The sequence below is a fragment of the Parafrankia sp. EAN1pec genome (assembly GCF_000018005.1).
Lineage (GTDB): Bacteria > Actinomycetota > Actinomycetes > Frankiales > Frankiaceae > Parafrankia > Parafrankia soli.
On record NC_009921.1, the window covers coordinates 8,045,434 to 8,064,465 of the forward strand.

20 protein-coding genes and 3 pseudogenes are annotated in these 19,032 nt (G+C 69.2%); 11 read left to right on the top strand and 12 right to left on the bottom strand.

Going from position 1 to position 19,032, the window contains the following annotated elements; translation table 11 throughout:
* Positions 1–552: 552 nt before the first annotated feature.
* A complete protein-coding gene (locus FRANEAN1_RS32990) occupies positions 553–867 on the bottom strand; it encodes a DUF1330 domain-containing protein (RefSeq protein WP_020464020.1) in 315 nt (104 codons plus the stop codon).
* Positions 868–979: 112 nt separating this feature from the next.
* Here FRANEAN1_RS32990 and FRANEAN1_RS32995 point away from each other — a divergent pair, with 112 nt between their 5' ends.
* The gene (locus tag FRANEAN1_RS32995; protein WP_041256789.1) at positions 980–1,666 is read left to right on the top strand and encodes a TetR/AcrR family transcriptional regulator; all 687 of its coding nucleotides are present in this window, start codon (positions 980–982) and stop codon (positions 1,664–1,666) included.
* A 220-nt stretch (positions 1,667–1,886) separates the two neighbouring features.
* Here the strand turns inward: FRANEAN1_RS32995 and FRANEAN1_RS33000 are convergent, their stop codons facing one another.
* From FRANEAN1_RS33000 to FRANEAN1_RS41780, 3 genes are all read right to left on the bottom strand, one after another.
* Positions 1,887–3,155, bottom strand: coding sequence for a DUF4143 domain-containing protein (locus FRANEAN1_RS33000; RefSeq protein WP_157472881.1), 1,269 nt, complete (start codon positions 3,153–3,155; stop codon positions 1,887–1,889).
* Between the two features lie 27 nt (positions 3,156–3,182).
* Positions 3,183–3,464, bottom strand: coding sequence for a hypothetical protein (locus FRANEAN1_RS39915; RefSeq protein WP_347176854.1), 282 nt, complete (start codon positions 3,462–3,464; stop codon positions 3,183–3,185).
* Between the two features lie 101 nt (positions 3,465–3,565).
* Positions 3,566–3,811, bottom strand: a complete 246-nt coding sequence (locus FRANEAN1_RS41780; RefSeq protein ID WP_157472882.1) for a hypothetical protein — start codon at positions 3,809–3,811, stop codon at positions 3,566–3,568.
* Between the two features lie 469 nt (positions 3,812–4,280).
* Here FRANEAN1_RS41780 and FRANEAN1_RS33010 point away from each other — a divergent pair, with 469 nt between their 5' ends.
* Both FRANEAN1_RS33010 and FRANEAN1_RS33015 read left to right on the top strand, forming a co-directional pair.
* The gene (locus FRANEAN1_RS33010) at positions 4,281–5,966 is read left to right on the top strand and encodes a plasmid pRiA4b ORF-3 family protein (protein WP_020464023.1); all 1,686 of its coding nucleotides are present in this window, start codon (positions 4,281–4,283) and stop codon (positions 5,964–5,966) included.
* Positions 5,967–6,102: 136 nt separating this feature from the next.
* On the top strand, positions 6,103–6,369 hold the full coding sequence (locus tag FRANEAN1_RS33015; protein ID WP_157472883.1) for a hypothetical protein: 267 nt from the start codon (positions 6,103–6,105) through the stop codon (positions 6,367–6,369).
* On the opposite strand, the gene FRANEAN1_RS33020 is transcribed toward FRANEAN1_RS33015, so the two are convergent.
* The gene (locus FRANEAN1_RS33020) at positions 6,359–6,925 is read right to left on the bottom strand and encodes a dihydrofolate reductase family protein (protein ID WP_020464025.1); all 567 of its coding nucleotides are present in this window, start codon (positions 6,923–6,925) and stop codon (positions 6,359–6,361) included. The two genes, FRANEAN1_RS33015 and FRANEAN1_RS33020, sit on opposite strands and share 11 nt — an antisense overlap.
* A gap of 222 nt (positions 6,926–7,147) precedes the next feature.
* Positions 7,148–7,996, bottom strand: a complete 849-nt coding sequence (locus tag FRANEAN1_RS33025; protein WP_020464026.1) for an NAD(P)H-binding protein — start codon at positions 7,994–7,996, stop codon at positions 7,148–7,150.
* An 89-nt stretch (positions 7,997–8,085) separates the two neighbouring features.
* Between FRANEAN1_RS33025 and FRANEAN1_RS33030 the strand changes: the two genes are divergently transcribed.
* Entirely contained in the window at positions 8,086–8,562 is a 477-nt protein-coding gene (locus FRANEAN1_RS33030; protein ID WP_020464027.1) for a MarR family winged helix-turn-helix transcriptional regulator, read from the top strand.
* Here FRANEAN1_RS33030 and FRANEAN1_RS33035 read toward each other — a convergent pair.
* The 3 genes and pseudogenes from FRANEAN1_RS33035 to FRANEAN1_RS33045 form a co-directional block, all read right to left on the bottom strand.
* Positions 8,548–9,078 (bottom strand): TetR/AcrR family transcriptional regulator C-terminal domain-containing protein, encoded by a 531-nt coding sequence (locus FRANEAN1_RS33035; protein ID WP_049795816.1) that lies wholly within the window; start codon positions 9,076–9,078, stop codon positions 8,548–8,550. The genes FRANEAN1_RS33030 and FRANEAN1_RS33035 overlap by 15 nt on opposite strands.
* Positions 9,079–9,588: 510 nt before the next feature.
* A pseudogene (locus FRANEAN1_RS33040) lies at positions 9,589–9,888 on the bottom strand (TetR family transcriptional regulator C-terminal domain-containing protein); the annotation flags it as partial.
* 240 nt (positions 9,889–10,128) lie between these two features.
* Positions 10,129–10,706, bottom strand: a pseudogene (locus FRANEAN1_RS33045) (dihydrofolate reductase family protein).
* 182 nt (positions 10,707–10,888) lie between these two features.
* On the opposite strand from FRANEAN1_RS33045, the gene FRANEAN1_RS33050 reads away from it, so the two are divergent.
* A complete protein-coding gene (locus FRANEAN1_RS33050) occupies positions 10,889–11,257 on the top strand; it encodes a YciI family protein (RefSeq protein WP_041256794.1) in 369 nt (122 codons plus the stop codon).
* A complete protein-coding gene (locus FRANEAN1_RS33055) occupies positions 11,254–12,483 on the top strand; it encodes a sigma-70 family RNA polymerase sigma factor (protein WP_020464032.1) in 1,230 nt (409 codons plus the stop codon). Before FRANEAN1_RS33050 ends, FRANEAN1_RS33055 begins: the two co-directional genes overlap by 4 nt.
* Before the next feature lie 209 nt (positions 12,484–12,692).
* Here the strand turns inward: FRANEAN1_RS33055 and FRANEAN1_RS33060 are convergent, their stop codons facing one another.
* Entirely contained in the window at positions 12,693–13,262 is a 570-nt protein-coding gene (locus FRANEAN1_RS33060; protein ID WP_020464033.1) for a TIGR03086 family metal-binding protein, read from the bottom strand.
* Between the two features lie 227 nt (positions 13,263–13,489).
* Between FRANEAN1_RS33060 and FRANEAN1_RS33065 the strand changes: the two genes are divergently transcribed.
* The 3 genes from FRANEAN1_RS33065 (at position 13,490) to FRANEAN1_RS42675 (ending at position 14,985) form a co-directional block, all read left to right on the top strand.
* Positions 13,490–14,122 carry a TetR/AcrR family transcriptional regulator gene (locus tag FRANEAN1_RS33065; protein WP_020464034.1) on the top strand — a complete coding sequence of 211 codons (633 nt, stop codon included), beginning with the start codon at positions 13,490–13,492 and terminating at the stop codon, positions 14,120–14,122.
* A 98-nt stretch (positions 14,123–14,220) separates the two neighbouring features.
* Complete coding sequence (locus tag FRANEAN1_RS33070) at positions 14,221–14,454, top strand: hypothetical protein (RefSeq protein ID WP_020464035.1); 234 nt, start codon at positions 14,221–14,223, stop codon at positions 14,452–14,454.
* A gap of 327 nt (positions 14,455–14,781) precedes the next feature.
* Positions 14,782–14,985, top strand: a complete 204-nt coding sequence (locus tag FRANEAN1_RS42675) for a hypothetical protein (RefSeq protein WP_347176855.1) — start codon at positions 14,782–14,784, stop codon at positions 14,983–14,985.
* A 67-nt stretch (positions 14,986–15,052) separates the two neighbouring features.
* Here the strand turns inward: FRANEAN1_RS42675 and FRANEAN1_RS42680 are convergent, their stop codons facing one another.
* Positions 15,053–15,190: a hypothetical protein gene (locus tag FRANEAN1_RS42680; RefSeq protein ID WP_020464037.1), complete on the bottom strand. Its 138-nt coding sequence runs from the start codon at positions 15,188–15,190 to the stop codon at positions 15,053–15,055.
* Positions 15,191–15,795: 605 nt separating this feature from the next.
* On the opposite strand from FRANEAN1_RS42680, the gene FRANEAN1_RS33080 reads away from it, so the two are divergent.
* Positions 15,796–17,178 (top strand): phenylacetate--CoA ligase family protein, encoded by a 1,383-nt coding sequence (locus tag FRANEAN1_RS33080; RefSeq protein WP_157472885.1) that lies wholly within the window; start codon positions 15,796–15,798, stop codon positions 17,176–17,178.
* A gap of 191 nt (positions 17,179–17,369) precedes the next feature.
* On the opposite strand, the pseudogene FRANEAN1_RS44320 reads toward FRANEAN1_RS33080, so the two are convergent.
* Positions 17,370–17,616: pseudogene (locus tag FRANEAN1_RS44320) on the bottom strand (DJ-1/PfpI family protein); the annotation flags it as partial.
* Between the two features lie 368 nt (positions 17,617–17,984).
* On the opposite strand from FRANEAN1_RS44320, the gene FRANEAN1_RS33090 reads away from it, so the two are divergent.
* The gene (locus FRANEAN1_RS33090; RefSeq protein WP_347176856.1) at positions 17,985–18,995 is read left to right on the top strand and encodes a nuclease-related domain-containing protein; all 1,011 of its coding nucleotides are present in this window, start codon (positions 17,985–17,987) and stop codon (positions 18,993–18,995) included.
* Positions 18,996–19,032 lie beyond the last annotated feature (37 nt).

Below are 19,032 nucleotides of genomic sequence, written 5' to 3' on the forward strand. Positions count from 1 at the left end.
GTCGGGGAAGCGGAGTCGGCTCGTGCCCTTCCAGCTCGCGACCTCCACATGAGCACCAAGGCCGCGGACGGTCTCCAGCGCGGGCACGAGGTCCGTGTCCCGGCTGAACAGGACGCCGACGTCAGGACGCCGACGTCGTTGGCGCCTTCACAGGCAAGGCGCACGAAATCCACGGCGAGAGCGACGTCGATGCTTTTCCTGCGCAGGCTCGGCCGGTCATGCCTTCGGGTATCGGAGCTGCCGGCGGACAACGACCACCCGAGGATCACGGGCCCAGCGGTCGGCCTGCTGGTCACTGGCCCTCGCGGCCTCCGGCTGGTGATCGGGTTCCGCCGAAGCCGAGCGCGGGTTGGCCTACGAACGCTCCGCCAGCAAGCGGTCCTCACCCGCGGGTTGAGCGCGCTTGAGCCCATCCCGTCAGCAGGCCTCCCGACCAAGCCCGCCGCAAGGCAGGCACCCCGCGACAGCCGGCCGGACTTGCTCGCCAAGTCTCGCCCGCCCCAGCGACGTCATCGCTTTTCCGGCTGACCCCTGGCGCTGATGATCACAAGCCTAGGCCGGGAGGGAGAAGCCCTCGGGCGGCGAGCCCTCGGCAAACAGCATCCGCACCCGAGCTGCGCTCTTCCGCATCTCTCGGGCCCGCCGGTACTCGGGGGAGTCGTACCACTCCTGGATCCGATCCATGTCGGGAAACTCGATGACCAGAAACCGGGAGGAGTCCCAGGTGCCCTCGACGGGCTCGGGCGTGGGGCCTGCCACGAGGTAACGGCCGCCGTGGCTGAGGACGGACGGCTGGGCCACGGCGGCGTAGGCCAGGCTGGCCTCCTCGTCGAGCACGTCGACTCCGACGATGACGTAAGCGGACATTGGTTTTCCTGCCTCTTGGAAACGGCGTATACTTATGTTACGCCGAAGACTAATGCACCACTGTAACCTGGTCAATGTGAGCAAAGACGAGGGCGAAAGCGTCGACGCCCGGATGAGCCGCCGGGAGCGGCTGCGGGCGGAGACCAGCCGGGAGATCAAGGCCATCGCGCTGCGACAGATGGCCGACGGGGGGCCGGGGGCGATCTCGCTGCGCGGCATCGCCCGCGAGATGGGGATGACCCCACGCGCGATCTACAGCTACTTCTCCACCCGAGACGACCTGATCACGGCACTGATCAGCGGGATCGCCGCCTCGCTCGCAGAGGCCGTGGAGACCGCCAGCAACGCAGTGCCCGATACCGATCCCGGCGGCAGGCTGATGGCCTGGGGCCAGGCCCTGAGGGAATGGGCGCTGGCTCACCCGGAGAGCTTCCGGCTCTTCTACGGCCACCCCATCCCCGGCTACCAGCCCCCCGACGACGGGCCGGTGGACCGGACGGCACGCCGGGTGTGCCGCGACCTCACCCGCCTGGTGGCCATCGCATGGCCCCACGCCCGGCACCACCAGCCCGAGGACACCTCGTGGTCCGATCTTCACCCGGACTACGTCGCGAAGATCCAGGCAGACCTTCCGGATGTGCCACCCGCCGCGGCAGCGCTCGCGCTGCGCGTCTGGGGCCGAATGCACGGCCTGGTGGCACTGGAGATCGACGGCCACATCCATCCGGTCGCAGGCAACCCGGCCGCGCTGCACCGAGCCGAGATGCTTGACCTGGTCAGGTCACTGGGCCTGACCTGACCGCCGAAGAGGTCGGGGTCGCGGCGCGGACCTGCTTCCGGCACTTCCCGACCAAGCCCGACATGGTCCTGTGGGACGCCGCCGACTACGACCTGCTGGCCCACTTCCGCGCCCGCCCGGCAGGCGAGGGCGTCATCACAGCCTTCCGCGACGCGCTGCGCGCCGGCACACCGCAGCGTCGGACCGGAACAGAACCCGCAACGCCACCCGCCCGAGTGGGTCACGGACCGAACAGTGCCAGTGGGACCACGGCGACATCATCACGTCGGCGGTAGGCGTGCTCGCCCGCATAGATGACGAGGGCATCGATCAGATCTTCTCCGATGCGTTCTCGTAGCCAGTTCAGATGTCTGACGTCGGAGTCTTCGACCCGGTCCGCCAGCTTTACCTCGACCGCCAGCACGCGGCCGTCCGAGCGCTCGATTATCAGATCGACCTCGTGGTCGTTGTTCTGGGTGCGCAGGTGGCCCACCCGGGCCTCGGTGGCCTCGGCGTAGGTATGGAGGCTGAGCGCGGCGAGGTGCTCGAACAGGGCCCCGAGGATCGTGCCTGCCGACAGGACGGTGCTGCCCTGCTCGGCCCTCAGCAGCGCGGAGTCGTCGAGTCCGAGCAGCCGTGCGGCCAACGCGGGGTCCGCCAGGTGGTGCTTGGGGGACCGGCCGAGCCGCTCGAGATGGTTTCGGCTGGGAATCCACGGTGGTACTGCGTCGAGCAACCACAGCGACGACAGGGCGTCACGATAGGCGAGCGTGGTCTCCTTGGCTGGCTTGTTGCCTAGGCCGGGCGTCGCCGCATCCAGGATTTTCGAGTAGGCCGTCGTCGTCGACGTGGCGGCGGCATAGGCGGCGAGCCAGGCGCGCAGCACCGTCGGTCGCCGGATCGGGTAGCCCTGCTCGGGGAACTCCCGTTGAACGACGTTGTCCAGATACGCGTCCAGTTCAGCCCGACGCGCCCGCGACGGCAGGCCGCGGAGGGCGGGAAAGCCCGATGCCGTGATCTCTTCGACGTAGTCCGTCAGCCGAAGCGAGGTGGCACCGCCGATGTCGCTGTTTCCGTCGAGGAGCGCAGCGAGGCTCACAGTCGGCCTGTCGACATCTCGCTCGGCCAGGCTCAGCGGGCGCATCCGCAGGGGCACGATCCGCCCGGCGCCCGAGTGAACCACCGCCCCTCGCGGTGCGGAGCTGCCCGCGATGATGAAATGACCGGCCGGCGCGCCGGCGTCGACCGCGCGCCGCACGTGGTCCCACACCTCGGGAAGGCGCTGCCACTCGTCGACGAGGACCGGCCCCGGCAGCCGAGTCAGGATGGTCGGATCGGCGGCCACGATCTCACGCTGGCCGGGAAGGCTGAGATCGATGATCGACGCTGCACGCCGCATCGCGGTCGCGGTCTTGCCGACTGCCTTCGGCCCGTGGATCGACAGAGCGCGAAGATGCGGCTGAAGTGCGTCCAGTGTGCCGTCGAGGACACGGCGCCGATAGTCGACCACATCCATACTCTACCAACAGCAGAGATTCTAGTCTTCCAACAGCAGGTCGGCAGGTCTACCGATCCAACCGCATCGACAGCCCGGCGACGGAGCATGGCAGGCAGGGGTCGTCGACGTCCAGGTAGTGGCACCACGAAAGCTGTGAATCGGGAAAGCGGAGTCGGCTCGTGCCCTTCCAGCTACTGTAGCGACCTCCACATGCCTATCAAGATCGCGGACGGTCTCCAGTGCGGGTACGAGGTCCGTGTCGCGGCTGAACAGGACGCCGACGTCGTACGCGCCCTCGCAGACAAGGCGCACAAAATCCACGGCGAGTGCGACGTCGATACCCTTTTCCTGCGCAGGCTCAGCAGGCCATGCTTTCGGGTAGCGGAGCTGTCGGCGGATAACGACACACGAAGGTCACGGGCTCAGCGGTCGGCCTGCCGGTCGCTGGCCCTCGCCGCCGCCGGCTGGTGATCGGGGCTCGGCCGGCCGCGGTAGACACGGACGGCCGCGAGCTCACCACCGAGTCGTCGCCTACCGACGATCCGCCGCGCCATGCGCACAGGATCAACGTGACCATGCTGGCCAGGTGCGCCGGCGCACACGAACCTGCTGCGCGCCGAGAAGTGGACGTTCTGGTAGCCGATGAAGACAGCGACTCGCGGAGTCATGACGATAGCCGATCTAGAAATAGCCCCGCCAGTCCCGGAGGACGGCGGGGAGGAAATAATTTCCGCGCTACTGGTGCAGGCTCCGGCCCGTCAAACGCTGACACGGTCGCCCACTGTGGTCCTTCGCTCCAGGGGCGGCGGCCACGGCGACCCGTATCGACACGGTCGCCGCGCCGGCGGCCGTGATCAGCAAAGGCGCGGCCTCGCCCTCAGCCGGGCAGCCGCGGGCCACGCAGCGAGACAACCCCCTACGGCGTGACCATCCTCGCCAGCATCTGTCCAGGTCAACGGGCAATGTGCGGGCCGATGCCGGCTCGGATCTGTCTCGACGGTGCTCACAGCACCCCCAGCCAAGGCCCCTCGCCTACGCCGGCGTGGCCGGTCCCCGCCGTCAGGTCGATCAGGCACAGGGCGCGGGGCAGACCGTGCCGGCCGCATGACGGCACAACGCCCAGGGCAGACTGAGGACATGAGCCCCGTGAGCCGCGGTCGCAACGACAGGAAGAAGCCCTCTTCCAAGGGCCCGGCGCCAGCCAGACGCGCGTCGCGGCCCGCGCCGTCCTCCGTGCCGGAGATCCGGAACCAGTCTCCGCGGCCTCATGACGACCGCGAGGCGGAGCTGCGCGCGTTCACCACCGACATGCTCAGCATGGGCGGGGTACTCCGCGAGAGCGACGACCCGCTGATGGCGGAGGTGGTCGGTGCGACGTTCGCCGTGCTCGATGACCTCACCGATGGCTCGGTCGGGGAGGCATTCCTTGAGGAGATCGTGCCGCGGCTGGAGACCGCGGCGACCGGGGACGCTCTTGCGGTGCTGCTGGCGATAGGTGCCGTCGTGCCAGGGCCGGTCAGTGCCACGGCGGATGCCGCCGCCGGCCGGCTGACCGCGGCCGGGGTCTCCCTGCCGCAGTGGGCGGACGAGCTTACGGTGCCGCCGCTGGCCGGCGACTTCCAGCGCCGGTGCGACGACGAAGGTATCGCCGTCTTCCTGAGCTGCACGGTCGAGCGGGCTGGTCGGCGCCATGCGTTCCTGGTGTGCGTCGACCCATTGGCCTGCGGTGAGGCCGGAGACCTCCTCGTCCTCCCGGCCGAGGATCTTCCGAGGGTTCTGGAGGGGGTCACCGCGGAGGCTCGCAAGAACAAGGTCAGGCTCCGAACCGAGACGCTAGACGCCGAGGAGTTCCGCTGGCAGGTCGAGAACGCCCTGAATGCGCGGGCGGTGCACGACGACGAGCTCTCGTTCGACGGGGACGACGGGGAAGCTGCCTCCTTTCTCCGGTTCGGCGACGAGGACGAGATCCCCTTCGGGGAGGAGGACGGCGAGGGCGGGCCGCCGTACGAGGCCGTGGCGCTGGTGCTGCGGTCGCGCCTCGCGACGCTACCGACCCCGCGGAGGCCACCCGCGCCGCACGCGGATGACGACGGGGACGAGGGAATCGACGCGCTCGGCGGTATGGCCGACCTCGTAAAGATGCTGAACGAGCGGGGGGCGAACCCCGCCGAGCTCGCCCTGGCGAACCTGACCGGATGGCGCGGCCTGCCGGCGACGGGCCGTCCGCCGACGCCACCGCTCCCAAAGAAGCCGAGGCGGGGCAAGGGGCAGCAGGCCCCGGTCTACCAGGTCAAGGTCGGGCTGCGCGGCACGAAACCACCGATCTGGCGACGGCTGGAGGTGCCAGCCGACACCAACCTGGCACGCCTGCACACGATCATCCAACTGGCGTTCGACTGGGAAGACAGCCATCTGCACGTCTTCGAGACGCCTTACGGCAGATTTGGCACTCCGGACGTGGATCTTGGCCACCGCGACGAGAAGTCGGTGTCGCTGGAGCAGGTGCTTCCCGACGTCAAAGCAAAGATTAGCTATACCTACGATTTCGGCGACTCCTGGGAACACGAGATCGCTCTGGAGAAGATCCTCGAACGCAGCCCATCTGTCCGGTATCCGCGCTGCACCGGCGGGCGTCGCGCGGCCCCGCCGGAGGACTGCGGCGGTATCTGGGGCTACGAGGCGCTCCTGCAGATCCTGGACGATCCCAGTCATCCCGAGCACCACGAGCGGCTGGAATGGCTGGGCCTCGACGACCCCGCCGACCTCGACCCCACCGAGTTCTACGGAGCCGGAGTGACGGCCGCACTGTCCCGGCTCCGCTGATGTCCCGGCTCCGCTGATGGCCCGGCTCCGCTGAGGCGGCGCGGCGTTGGCGGTGGCGGATCGTGAGTGCATTTTTGTGAGACTGCGGAGGGTGGCTGGCGGACCGGCGCCGGTCGCGCGCACTGTCGGCATCCAGGTGGTGCAATTTCAAGGCTACCGCGGTGATGTTCGCGGCGGGCTACATCCACCGGCCAGCGAGCGCGTCCGGATCTGCAACGAGTCGTTGGCCGCAGTCCTCACCGGCCATCGCAACCGGTTCGGGTTCTTCGCCAGCGTCGCGACCTTCCACGTCGAGCTGGCGATCCAGCACGTCACCTACGCGCTGGACGCGCTCGGCGCGGACAGCGTGATCCTGACGACGACCGGCGACCGTTACCTCGGCGACGCGGCCTTCAGGCCGTGACTCGGCTGGGCTCGTACCGCAGAGCGACCGCCCCTGACCGGAACTCCTGGCGTCCCACGAGCTTCAGCTCGAGCCGCTCGCTGAGGCCGGCGAACAACGTCGGCCCGTGGCCCGCCACGACGGGCTGCACGACGAACTCGTACTCATCGATCAATCCCAGGTCCGCCAAGGCCAGCGGGAGGGTCACGCCTCCCACGGCCAGGGCTCCGCCAGGCTCCTGCTTGAGCTGCTCGACGGCCTTCCCCAGGTCGCCCTGCACGAGTTCCGCGTTCCAGTCGACCCGGTCCAGGGTGCTCGACACGACGTACTTCTTTGCCCTGTCGATCGTCTGAGCAAAGGGGATCATCCAGCCAGCCATCCAGTCGGGCCATGTTCCCGTCGCCGACTGCCGCCACGCCTCCTCCATCATCTGGTAGGTCACCCGGCCAAAGAGCAGGGCGTCGGCTCGTTCCAGGTTGGCGGCGTGATGGCGATGCAGCTCCTCGTCCGGGATCACCGCCCGGTGGTCGCAGCAGCCGTCGAGGGTGACGTTGATCGAGTATCGGAGCGGTCTCATAGGTTGTTCTCCCTTGCCACGGTCGCAGGCACCTGGCGGACGATAGTCAGACCGTCGGCGCCGCCATTTCTCATCGGTCCCGCGGCCGGACCTGCTGGGAGAGCGTGCGGATCTCGCACCCGTAGCACCCAAGGAACAGCGCCCTGTCCCGCAGCCGCCGGTCGAGGGCAGCACCGGCGATGCTGTCATGTCCCCCGGGCGCAGTTTGGCCCGACGGAGGGGTCAGCCGCGTTGGAAGTCGCTCCGGTGGGCTTCGAGCCAGGAGCGCAGTGACCGGGCTGGGTGACCGGTGATCCGCTCGACCGTGTTGGTGACGGGGGCTGTCTGCCCGATGGTCGCCGCGGCTACGTCGAGCAGGGTTTCCAGAATTGAACGGGGAATCCGGCCCTGGTCGAGGTCCAGTGCCTGCCCCCGGGTCACGTCGTCGACGGGCACGTCGGCACCGAGCACGTCGCCGATGATCGCGACCGCGTCCCGTATGCGCATCGACCGCGGCCCGGTGAGGATCTGCATCCGGGAGCGGAAGGTCTCGCTGGTGAGCAGGTGGGCGGCGACCTCGGCGATGTCGTCGGGGTGGATCGGCGTGACGGGGGCGTCCGCGAACGCCATCGCGACCCGCCCGCTGGTCCGGATCTGATCTGCCCAGTCGCGCCGGGTGTTGGTCGCGAGCCAGCTCGGATACAACACCGTGTGTTCGAGACCCGAGTCGACCACAGCCCGCTCGACCGCCCGGTGGATCTGCCCGATGGGCCGGTTGAACTCCCCGACCTCGTAGGCCGCCGGCGAGGACAGCAGCACCACGTAACGCACGCCGGCGTCCACGGCCGCCGCTACGAAGGCGTCGACAGTACCGATCACCGGGTACAGGAACACGGCCTCGACCCCTCGCAGCACCTTCGCCGCGGACGGACCCGGGTCGGCGAGATCGAGCTCGGCCAGCTCGACGCCGGCAGGCAGCCGTAGGGTCGTCGCGTCGCGGGACGAACCGCGGACCGGGTAGCCCGACCCGGCCAGCGTGGCGACCAGACGCGACCCGATGTTCCCGCTGGCGCCGGTGACAAGAATGGTCATGACCCTCCGATCATGCAAGTGGCGAGAACAAGATTGCCTTTGCAAGCAAAGTATCTTTGCCTGCAAAGGCAATCAGAGCGGGGAAGACGATGTCAAGCCGGAGCGAGGACGAACTCGATGTGGACCAGGCTGTCCGCGCGCTGCTGCTACTGATGCCGCAGCTGGTCGGGCGGGCGAAGCGGACGCCACCACCCGCCGAGTTGGCTGGTCTGGCGCTCGGCCCACGGCATCTGTCGCTGCTGTCCTACCTGCTGCTCGACGGCCCCACCACCGTCAACGCCCTGGCCACACGGCTTGAGGTCGCGCCGACAACGGTCAGCCTCATGATCGCCGACCTGGACCGAGCCAAGATCGTTGATCGCCGCGAGGACCCCGACGACCGCCGGCGCAGGATCGTCAGCATCACTGCCGCGGGCCGCCCGGCGATCGAGGGATGGCTCGGCCCGGGCACCGCCGCGTGGCGGGAGGCGCTCCGACCACTGACCCCGGCTGAACGCCACCTGGTCGTCAGCACCCTGCGCGCCTATGAACGTGCCGTCAGCGAGCGAGGCTCAGACCCGAGTTGAGTACGACGTCACCCTGCCCGCCTCGGCCGGGTCGGGTGACCACCAGGTGTCCCAGGCGGCGGCACCCGCGTGCAGCTCGGCCCGTTCGGCGATGTGCAGCAGCGCCATTCCCTGCACGTACCCGCTCAAGGTCAGGTAGGCGCTGAAGGCGTCGTCCGAGTCGTGTCCGGCGCCGATCAGGACGGCCACTGTGCGGTCGACCATCGCCAACAGCGCGGGAGGCGTCGGCGGCCGGGTGGTCACGAGAACGGCCAACAGCCATGGGTGCCGACGGTAGAGGGCCCACTCATCGCGGGCAGAGCGTTCCAGATAGTCGCGTGGGTGCGCGAGCTCGGGATGCGCGGCTCCGGCGCCGACGGCGGCCCACGACCGGCTGTCGGCGACGACCCGTTCGACCATCGCGCCGACCAGGTCGTCCCGGCTAGGAACCCACCGGTAGATCTGGTCCGTGGTGAGCCCGGCCTGGAACGCCACCGAACGCACGGACACTGCCCTGATCCCGTCCGAGTCCGCCATCTGGACGGCGAGGTGGACCAGCTGGTCCCGCGATGTCGTACCACCCCGGCCGCGGCTGGCGACTGCCGCCGGACGTACCGCGGTGCGGCCGAGATCTCGCCGACGGCGGTAGGCGTGCGCCTGGCAGCGGCGTGAGCAGTACCGCCGAGGTCTGCCACGGCCCGGCCGAATGGCTCCTGAAGATGTTCACCGAACAACGCCGGATCGCGATCTCCCGCCGTAGCCGACCTTGTCGCGGCGGCCATCGCGCCGTCGGTCAGATCGCCGTGTAGTCACCGCCCGTCAGAAGGTCACTGACGCCAACCGTAACCACGGTAAAGTCACCACGCAGGCTTTGGTCCGCCGAACGCAGACGCAGTCGCCCGCTGTATCGCGGCCATCATTTTCAGATGACGAGCGTGACGAAGGCCGCCGATCGACACGGGTTCGCCTTCAACGTGGTCGATGAACTGGCGCCGCGGCGGGGTGGTCCATGCGGTACGACACGGACGCCGACTCGACCAGGAACACTCACCCGAGCTGACACACGGCGGCAATCTCCGGCCGGAGCCGCTCGAACGGCAGCGGGTTCACCGCCTGCTGGACTATGGTGCCGAGGAGATAGGAGAACAACGCGTGCGCCCGGGCGGCCGGGGCCTCAACCGGAATGTCAGCCAGCAGGTCCCGCAGGAGGGCGATGATCTGCTGGTGCATACGGTCGATCGTGTCCAGGCGCTCCTTGTGACCGACATCGATCCAGTAGCTGAACCACAGCGGCGCCACTTTCGGTCGTTCCGCGAAGATCTCCAGGTACTCGCGCACCGCCGCCCAGAAGCGGTTGCGGACGTGTCACACACATTTCGGGTCGACAGCGTGTTGATCTTCTCGATCCCGCATCCTGCTTCTTCGGCTAAGCGCCGATGCTCGACGGGTCATTGGTCAGTAACTCGTCGGCCTGGTCGATCTGACTCAGGTGCAGTCCCACACCGTGACAGTAGCCGGCCATGCCGCGGTGGCCGGCCGGACGCCTGGTGGGGGCGGCGTTCGGCCGGCGTCTGCCGCCGCCAGTACCTATCGCCGCCAGAAGAAGTGGTGCACGACTCCGCTCGGCCTTGGCACGCGCTCCACGTGGAATCGGTCGGTCAGCTCGTCCGGGCTGTCCCAGAGGCGGAGACCACTGCCGAGTTCACACGGAGCGACGGCGATGTGCATTTCGTCGATCAGGTCCGCGTCGAGGAACTCGCGAATGGTCGTGGCGCCACCGCCGATGCGCACGTCCCGGCCGGCCGCAGCGGCCTTCGCCTGCTTCAGCGCCTCGTGCGGCGTCGTGTCGAGGAAGTGGAACGTCGTGTCGCTCAGGGTGAACGACGGTCGAAGGTGATGCGTGAGCACGAAGACCGGCGTGTGGAAGGGAGGCTCGTCTCCCCACCAGCCCTTCCACTCGTGGTCCGGCCAGGGGCCGCGGGTCGGACCGAACTTGTTCCGCCCCATGATCTCCGCGCCGATGTTGCGGGTGAAGTCGCGGGCGATGTAGTCGTCGAGCCCTCGGGTGCCGCCTGGCCGAACGGGCGTTCGAAGCTCTGATCCTCGCCTGCCCCGAACCCGTCCCTCGTGACGTTGAAGCAGTGGACCCGAACCCGCTGCGTCATGGCCTGCCTCCTTGAGCGTGGGCACCCGCCTGTCGCGGCCGCCTGACAGGTGGTCGTCGCCGACGCGCCCCGCGCGACAACGACGGCGGAGAATTTCGGCTGCGTAGTGTCGCGGCAGCCATGTCGGCGACGACCACCTGGTGAGCCGCCACGCGGGTGGCCGCTCCACCAAGGAGGAGATCGTGAAGTATCTGATCATCATGCAGGTGGACCCAGCTGTGCTGGAGCAGCTCACCGACGACCAGCAGGCGCGGATCCAGAAGGGACACAGCGCGTTCATCGCCGCCACCAAGGAGCGCGGTGAGTTCATTGCGACTCAGGCCCTCGCCGACCCCAGCCAGTCGAAGATCATTCGCAGCTCCGGGGGACAGCCCGAGGTGACCGACGGACCGTTCGTCGAGAGCAAGGAGTTCATGGGCGGCTTCTATCTCCTGGACGTCGAGGACGAGGCCCGGGCGGTGGAGCTGGCCCTGCAGATCCCCGATGCCAACATTCCCGGCCTCGCTCTCGAGCTTCGGCCGGTGATGTTCGCCGATCTGGGAGAGGGATGATCCCAGTTGAACCCCTCGGCGGGGGCCAGTGGCGCGAGCTCGCGCGACAGGCCCTCGCCCGGCTGCTGCGCAGCCATGGCAGCGCCCAGTTCGACCTGTGCGAAGACGCCGTCCAGGAGGCGCTCCTGCAGGCGTACCAACAGTGGCCGGCGCGGTTTCCGGACGACCCGTTGGGCTGGCTGATCGCTACCGCCCGCCGCCGGTATGCCGACCGTGCCCGCACTGACGCCCGGCGCCGACACCGCGAGGCGCGCGTCGCGTCGTTGCAGGCTCCGGTGATGCCGGAGGCCGTTCACCGGGACGATTCGCTGCTGGTCCTCCAGCTGTGTTGCCACCCCGACCTGCCCCGCTCCGGACAGGTAGCGCTGACCCTCCGGGCGGTCGCCGGGCTGACCACCGCCCAGATCGCCAACGTCTACCAGCTCCCCGAGCGCACCATCGCCCAACGGATCACCCGGGCCAAACGCCGCGTCAGCGAACTCGGCCGGCCGCTGCCGCCGCCCGGACACGCGGGCGAGGGCGTCACTGCCGTACTCGACGTGCTCTACGTGATGTTCGCCGAGGCGCACCACACGACCGCCGGAGCGCCTCCCCGCGACGCGGGTCTCGCCGCCGAGGCGATTCGCCTGGCTCGGCTCCTTCGTCGCAGCGTCCCTGAGTCCACCGAGACCACCGGGCTTCTCGCGCTGATGCTGCTCACCGAGGCCCGCCACCCAGCCCGGGTGGCGCAGGACGGGCACCTGACGTCACTCGACGAGCAGGATCGGTCGCTGTGGGACCAGGAGCTGATCAACGAAGGGATCGCGCTCGTCGAGCAAGCCGCCCGGGGTGCCGAACCCAGCCCTTACCTGCTCCAGGCCTGCATCGCGGCTCTGCATGCCGAAGCCCCCGACATCGCGACAACCGACTGGGACGAGATCCTCGCGCTCTACCGGCTTCTTGAGATCGTTACCGGCCACCAGAACCCCACGGTCACCCTCAACAGCATCGTCGCCCAGGCCATGGTCGACGGCATCGATGTCGCCCTCGCCCGGATCGACGCGCTGGAAGCCGACCACCCTGGCCTTCCCCGCATCGACTCCGTACGCGCCCACCTCCTGGAGCGGGCCGGCAGGACGGACGACGCGGCCGGGGCCTACCGGCGAGCCATCGTCGGCACCGTCAGCCTCGCCGAGCAACGCCACCTCAGGCGACGTCTACGCCGCCTGTCTGGCGCGCACGTGTGACGCGCGGACCAGCGATGTTCGAGTTCTGGCGGCGCGGGTTCGACGCCGTCTCCGTGGCGGAGCTGACCGCGCGCTCGATCCCGCCGCCGTCGCCGCGTCATCCGGCGCGAACGAGGCGCCCAACGCCACGGACGCGGGGCTTTCGCGGGGGTGCCGGCGTTCTGGTGGGGTGGCGTTCGCGGTACCCGAACGGGTGGAGGAGCCGTAGGTCAGTGCGGTGGGAGGGCACGGCCGAGGAAGGCCAGCAACTGCCGGTGGGCGGGGGCGTCGGCCGAGACGGAGACCGCGGGGCCGAACATGCCAGGCCGGCGGAAGACGTCGAAGTCCATGCCGTGCGTGGTCGTGAGCAGTTCGCCGCATGCGCACTCGTCGACGAGATGCTCCTGGCCGGTGGCGATCGCCAGGTCGGCGCCGTGGACCAGGACCTCGGTGAGGTGGATGAGGGCAGCCATCGGCCCGGGGACGGCGCCGAACCCCAGGCGCACGGTCGTGTCCAGCGCATTGCGGCGGTGCCAGGCGGCGCGGTCGAGGTCGGCCGCGGTGGCGAAGGCGGCCTGGGGGCCGGTACCGAGCCAGTCGGCGTCGTGGTCGGCGCCGGCGTCGGTCGTGGTGAGCTCGGCCGCGAAGATCCGCATGCCGCCCACCAGGTGGTTGAGTTCTGTGCGCACATCCCATTTCGGGCAGGGGGTGGGGGCGGCGAGCTGGTCGTCGGTGATGCCCTTGACGATGGCGGCGGTCATGTCGAGGGCACGGTCGATCTGGTTGATCACACTGGTCATGTCGTAGTCCCCGGGGTTGAGGTGATTCAGGCTGCCTTGGCCGGGACGTCGTCGAGCCAGTCGTAGACGCGGGCGAAGGCCAGGCGCTGGGCGCCGGACTGGCAGGGGGGTGTGGGGGAAGTACAGGAACCTCGCGATCACCCCTAAAGCAGTCACGGGCTGCATTAGGGGTAATGTATGGCATCGGACCAGGCAAACGCAAGTTTGGGCTGCGTTAAGGTGGTGGCATGTTGGAACAGCGGCCGACTCGCCGGCCCGGCGGGCGCAGCGCCCGCATCCGCGCCGCGGTGCACCAGGCGGCCACCGACCTGATCGCCGAACGCGGCTACGGACACTTCACAGTCGGCGACGTCGCCACCCGCGCCACCGTGGCCGACACCAGCATCTACCGCCGCTGGGGCACCCTCGAGGCCCTGCTCGCGGATGTGGCGATGACGTGGCTGACCACGACCTCCCCCATCCCCGACACCGGCGGCCTGGAGCAGGACCTGCGCACCTACGCCGCCAACGTCGCCCGCGACCTCACCGGCCCCGACGGGCTGGCAGTGCTACGCCTGGTCATCGCCCTGTCGTCGGCCGGAGAGGCCGGCGTGCGGGCGCGGGATGCGTTCCTGGCGGAACGCGGCCGCCAACTACAGGGCATGCTGGATCGCGCCCGCGACCGGGGCGAGCACCCACCAGACGGCATGGACGTCCTGGACCACATCCTGGCCCCGATGTACATCCGCGTCCTGTTCGGCGCGGGGCCGCTCACCCCCGCCTGCGTCGACACGCTGGTCGACCGCCTACTGGCCCCCTCCGCGGTTGCTCGGGGGACCCGCACGGGAGGAGCGACAGGGCGGAAGACTGAGCTCGCGTAGCTGGCCGATCAGCCTCGACGGCCGCAGCGTCGCGGTCGGCCAGAACCTACCGATGGGGCTGTGCCGCCGCCGGCCCCGGGTCGGCGGCCGGCCGTCGTGTGCGGAACAGAACCCTGATCGCGATCGCTCGCGCCCTGGGCTGGCCCGACGACCACCTGATCCGCGTCCTGCTCTCCGGCCCCCGGGCCACAGACTACGAAGCACGTGAGCCGACGAGCGGGGAGATCCTCGCCGTCCTGGTCCGCGTCGAGGACCGCCTCACGGAGGTCCTGGCCAGGCTCGACGCCGTCAAACAGGCCGCCACCAGCTCCGACGGCCCAGCATCGTCCTGAGACGACGAGGGCCGGACCTCGTCACGAGGTCCGGCCCCAGAGAGTTCCCGAGATGTCTGCGGGCCGAGTCAGCGGCAGTTCCGTTCTGGCGCATTACGCCTGGCCTGGCGCGTCGCGCCATATGAGGTAACGCCGTGGGAGTTTCGGGAGCAACCCAAGAGCGGTATTGCAGCCCTCGGATGGGACAAGCGATTCCCGTCCATCGCCACGAAGCTGCGAGCGCAGAAAAGCGACGAGTGGAAGCACCCCCCTGCTGCAGACAACATAGCAGCGCTGCCATGGTCCACCGTCCACAGCTACAAGGGTTTGGAGTCGCCTGCCGTCGCCGTGGTGATCCCCAAGCCACGCGGGGGAGGTATCCAGGAGGGCATCGGCCACTGGAACCGCGGCACCAGCCACGAGACCCGGCGTGTGCTGTACGTAGCCGCTTCACGGGCACAGCGACTGGCCATGCTGGTGGTGGACGAAAGTCAATACGAGGCAGTGATCAAGGTTCTGAACCGGGACGATGTTCCCTTCAAGGAGGCCTGAGACCTTCCGTCCAGTCTTTACCTCCACCTGCAAGAGCAAACGACACCCCGACGACTACCCTGCACATTTAAGCGGGCACCGAACGTCCGTTTTCGCTCGTTCTTTCCGAATCCCGCTGGTCCAGCACCATCCCGATCAACAGCGCCAGCGGGTCGTTGGTCAGCAGCTCGTCCGCCTCGGCGATCTGACTCAGGTGAAGTCCCACGCGAACACCGTAGCCGGCCTGGGAACAGCGGCCGTCGCGCCGCCGGTCGTATCGCCGTGTGGTTTACGTTGTCCCGGCACGCTTCGTAGTCGCCAGCGGCACCAACGGGGGACAGGTGCAGCGGTGCCGGATGTGCAGTGCGACCCATCGACCCGCGCACGCCGTCCTCAGACGCTGAACGCCGTCATCCGGCAGGTGGTGACGTCTCCGGAGGCGTGACGCTTGCCGCGGGCGGAGCCGCTGGGACGGGCGGGGCGGCTGGGCCCGTAGCCGCGGCAATGACGGCCTGCGGGTCTCAGCGTGGCGTTCAAGCGGGGCCGCGGCGTCAGCCCCTCGGTGTGGCGGCGTCAGCCACACTGACCCGGACCTCATCAGGTGCTCGTTGGGCGAGCATCCACCGCCAGCGACGAGGCTGAAGGAGCCGGTTGGAGGACGTGAACAAGGCTTTGTCGACCATCCAGCCCCGAATAGCTCGGGCCGTTCAGTCGAGAAGAGAACTCAGATCACGCCGCGGCACGACCCGGCGAGGGGCGACGGGCGACGCCAGTGATCAAGCTCCGAGACCGCGGCTGGCGTGACCGCTGCCCGCGACCGACACTGTGTGCGTGTCCCGGGAGGACCCCAAGGCGGTCTACCAGCGTCTGCGCACAGCGCACCTGAGTGCTGTGCGGGCCGCGCTCGAGGACCATGTGGCGCGGCTGGCGTGGCCACGCCAGCGCATCGAGCGCTACCGCACCGAACGGCTCCGGTCGTTGCTGGGGTTCGCGCGCGAGCGCTCGCCGTTCCACGCGGCCCGGATGCACGACATCGACCCGGCCACGGCGACGGTCGACGACCTCGCACGACTGCCAGCCATGGTCAAGCAGGATGTCCAGAACGAATGGGACAGGATCGTCACCACGCCCGACATCGACCGTGCGGGCGCCGAGCGGGTGCTGGCCCGGCAGGGCTGGTTCTCCTACACGCCCGCGGGACTCCAGGTCTTCAGCTCGGGCGGCTCCAGCGGTGTGCGCGGCGTCTACGTGTGGGACTGGGAGCAGTTCGTCACGCTCGCCTGTCTCGCCTGGCGGTGGCAGGCACGTGCCGAGCGCGCCGCCGGCTCGGCCGGCCGCCCAGCGCGGCTGGCCGTGGTGGAGGCCGGCGAGCCGCCACATGCCAGCACGCCGTTGTTCGACGTCGCGACCGGGCCGTCGACGCGGACCGTCGTGATCCCGGCGGCGGCGCCCTTCGACCAGGTGCTGCACGCGGTGGCGGACGCGCGGCCGACCCATCTTGTGGGCTACGCCTCGGTCATCGGCCGCCTCGCCCGGGCCACGATCGCGGGAGAGCTCGATATCCGGCCGGTTCGGGTCAGCACCAACTCCGAGCCGCTCAGCCCACAGGACCGCCACGCGATCGGCGCCGCCTGGGGCGCCCCCGTCCACAACCTGTGGGGCTCGACCGAGATCGGCGTCCAGGCGGTCGGCTGCGGGCAAGACGACGGCCTGCACATCTGCGAGGACGAGGTGATCCTCGAACGGGTCGACGCGGCCGGGCGCCCGGTCACTCCCGACGAACCCGCGGCGCGCACGCTCGCGACCGGGCTCGCGGGGCGCACGTTCCCGTTTGTTCGCTATGACCTCGGTGACGAGATCACGCTGCTGCCTGGCCGCTGCGCGTGTGGCAGCTCGATGCCGCGCGTCGCCGACATCGCCGGTCGGCGTGACGACGACTTCCGCTACGGGCCGCGCGTCGTCCCGGCGAGCGCGTTCCGGTACGTGCTGGGTACCGACCCGCTGATCTCGGAATATCAGGTACGTCAGACCGCGGGCGGGGCGGAGGTGCTCGTGGTCGGGTCACCCGACGCCGCCACGGTAGCCGCGGCGCTGGGCTGCTCGCTGCGGCCGTATGGACTGACGGATCCCGACATCAGTGTGAGCATCGTCGAGCGGATCCCCCGGCACGTCTCGACAGGCAAGCTCAAGCGCTTTATCGCGCTGAGTGGCTAGCCGCTTTACACCTCGGCGTTCCGCGAGGGGTCCGCTCCCCGCACCGTCCCACTCGTTCTTGTCGACGGCGCGGATCACCCAGTTGACCGGTCGGTGGCGAGCGCCGCGGCGAGATCGATGAAGTCACGCGCGGGTGCCGGCGGACCCGCGGTGTTCCCGGCGATGGCGATGTCCGAGCCCGCGATGTCCGTGTCCCCGTCGTCGACGAAGCGGTCGTCGGGACGGACGATGAGCGTCGGATCGAGCTCTGGTCATGAGCGGCACCTGCGCACGTTGCCGACGCACCCAGTCGAGCTGCGCCTCGTCGTCCAGGTGGGCGCGAGTGCCATGCCAGCCGTCGTCAGGGAACCGGTGCGCCCAGAACGAGAGAACCTCCCATGGACCCACCGCATCGAGTTCCTCGAAGTCATCGAACAGCAGTATCCCAACAGATCTCACACCGCCGCCTCCGCCAGGTTCGCACCTACATCGGCCGGCACCTGCGCCGGGCCGTTCGTTCAGTAAGCCGGCCCGGCGCTTCGGATTTCCGGTTCCCGTGAGGTTCCGGAGGTCTCAGGAGTTCCGTTCAGACCAGTAGTCGCACCTGGTCAGCGGCCTAATCTGACGATCTTACAGGCCGCGGTCCTGCCGGTCTTCGCAGAATCGCTGGATGCGTGCACCCTTCGGGGATAGTGTGGCGTAGTCGCAGCTACGGGAACCGGCTGCCTAAAAGACGGTCGACTCGGGGTGCGACAAAGGCGATTGATCGACCTTGATCCGTCATCTTCGTCGACAGGAATGGGCGCGCAGGCATGGGCGACTTACAGGTGACGCGGTGGCGTCGGTACGGGCACGAGCGGCTCTACGTGAATCTTCCGGACGGGCAGAGCGCCGCCTGGTTCGACCTGCGGAACCATCAGCTCAACATCCTGCTCGACGTGGATCGGGACGCGGTACTCGACGCCCTCGCCCCCTACCTGGCACAACGGCCGGAGCCTTCGGTAAACCCGCTGCCGTCGCCCGCCCTGCCGCCGGCACCACCGCCGGTATCGACGCCGCTCGCAGGATGGATACCGGAAGTACCTGTGCCGGTCGTGCCCCGGCCCGTGGGGTCCGCGCCGCGGTCGTCCGCGCACCGGCCGGGTTCGCCCTCCACACAGCCGAGCAAGCAGCCGCCGGGCACACCCGGCCCGATCGGTGCGGCGCCCCATCCCGCGGACGACCTAGCCGGCAACCCACCAGGCGCGGCGATCCGCGCGAAGATCGACGAACTGACGCCGGGCTTCTGGCGCGCCCTGCTCAACCGGCTACGCCGCCGGCCGGCGGAGACCGACGGGTGGCGCAAGGGACTGGTCGGAGAGGAGACTGTGGGGGCGGAACTTGAGCGGCTCCCCAGCCGGGGATGGCGGGTACTGCATTCGATACCGCTCCCCCGGGATGTCGACATCGACCACCTGCTGATCGGCCCGGGCGGCGTTTTCACCTTCAATACGAAATACCACGTAGGCGCCAGGATCTGGGTGGGCGACCAGGCAGTGAAAATGGGGAGCCAAGCATATCCGTACGTCCGGAAGGCCCGGGCCGAGGCCGAGCGGGCGTCGGCTGTGCTGAGTCGGGTCTGCGGATTCCCCGTGCGGGTCGAGGGGGTACTGGCGTTCGTCGAGCCGGCGAAGCTGTCCGAGGCGCCCTCACGTCATGATGTCCATGCCATCCGAGTTCACGCCATCCGGCACGATCAGATCGCGGCCTTCGGTGATTATCCGACGGTGTGGCAGCCGGCCCACGTCGAGCGGATCTATGCCGCGGCGCGAGACCGGCGCAACTGGCTGAACGCCTGATGGCTGCCCGGGGCGGCCCGGGCAGCCATCCGAAGGA

Coding starts and splice junctions, on each gene's coding strand:
- FRANEAN1_RS32990 (WP_020464020.1), bottom strand. CDS start 867: ATGTCCGCTTACGTCATCGTCGGAGTCGACGTGCTCGACGAGGAGGCC.
- FRANEAN1_RS33060 (WP_020464033.1), bottom strand. CDS start 13,262: ATGACCAGTGTGATCAACCAGATCGACCGTGCCCTCGACATGACCGCC.
- FRANEAN1_RS33010 (WP_020464023.1), top strand. CDS start 4,281: ATGAGCCCCGTGAGCCGCGGTCGCAACGACAGGAAGAAGCCCTCTTCC.
- FRANEAN1_RS33020 (WP_020464025.1), bottom strand. CDS start 6,925: ATGAGACCGCTCCGATACTCGATCAACGTCACCCTCGACGGCTGCTGC.
- FRANEAN1_RS33065 (WP_020464034.1), top strand. CDS start 13,490: ATGTTGGAACAGCGGCCGACTCGCCGGCCCGGCGGGCGCAGCGCCCGC.
- FRANEAN1_RS33055 (WP_020464032.1), top strand. CDS start 11,254: ATGATCCCAGTTGAACCCCTCGGCGGGGGCCAGTGGCGCGAGCTCGCG.
- FRANEAN1_RS33030 (WP_020464027.1), top strand. CDS start 8,086: ATGTCAAGCCGGAGCGAGGACGAACTCGATGTGGACCAGGCTGTCCGC.
- FRANEAN1_RS32995 (WP_041256789.1), top strand. CDS start 980: ATGAGCCGCCGGGAGCGGCTGCGGGCGGAGACCAGCCGGGAGATCAAG.
- FRANEAN1_RS33035 (WP_049795816.1), bottom strand. CDS start 9,078: ATGGCGGACTCGGACGGGATCAGGGCAGTGTCCGTGCGTTCGGTGGCG.
- FRANEAN1_RS41780 (WP_157472882.1), bottom strand. CDS start 3,811: ATGACTCCGCGAGTCGCTGTCTTCATCGGCTACCAGAACGTCCACTTC.
- FRANEAN1_RS33025 (WP_020464026.1), bottom strand. CDS start 7,996: ATGACCATTCTTGTCACCGGCGCCAGCGGGAACATCGGGTCGCGTCTG.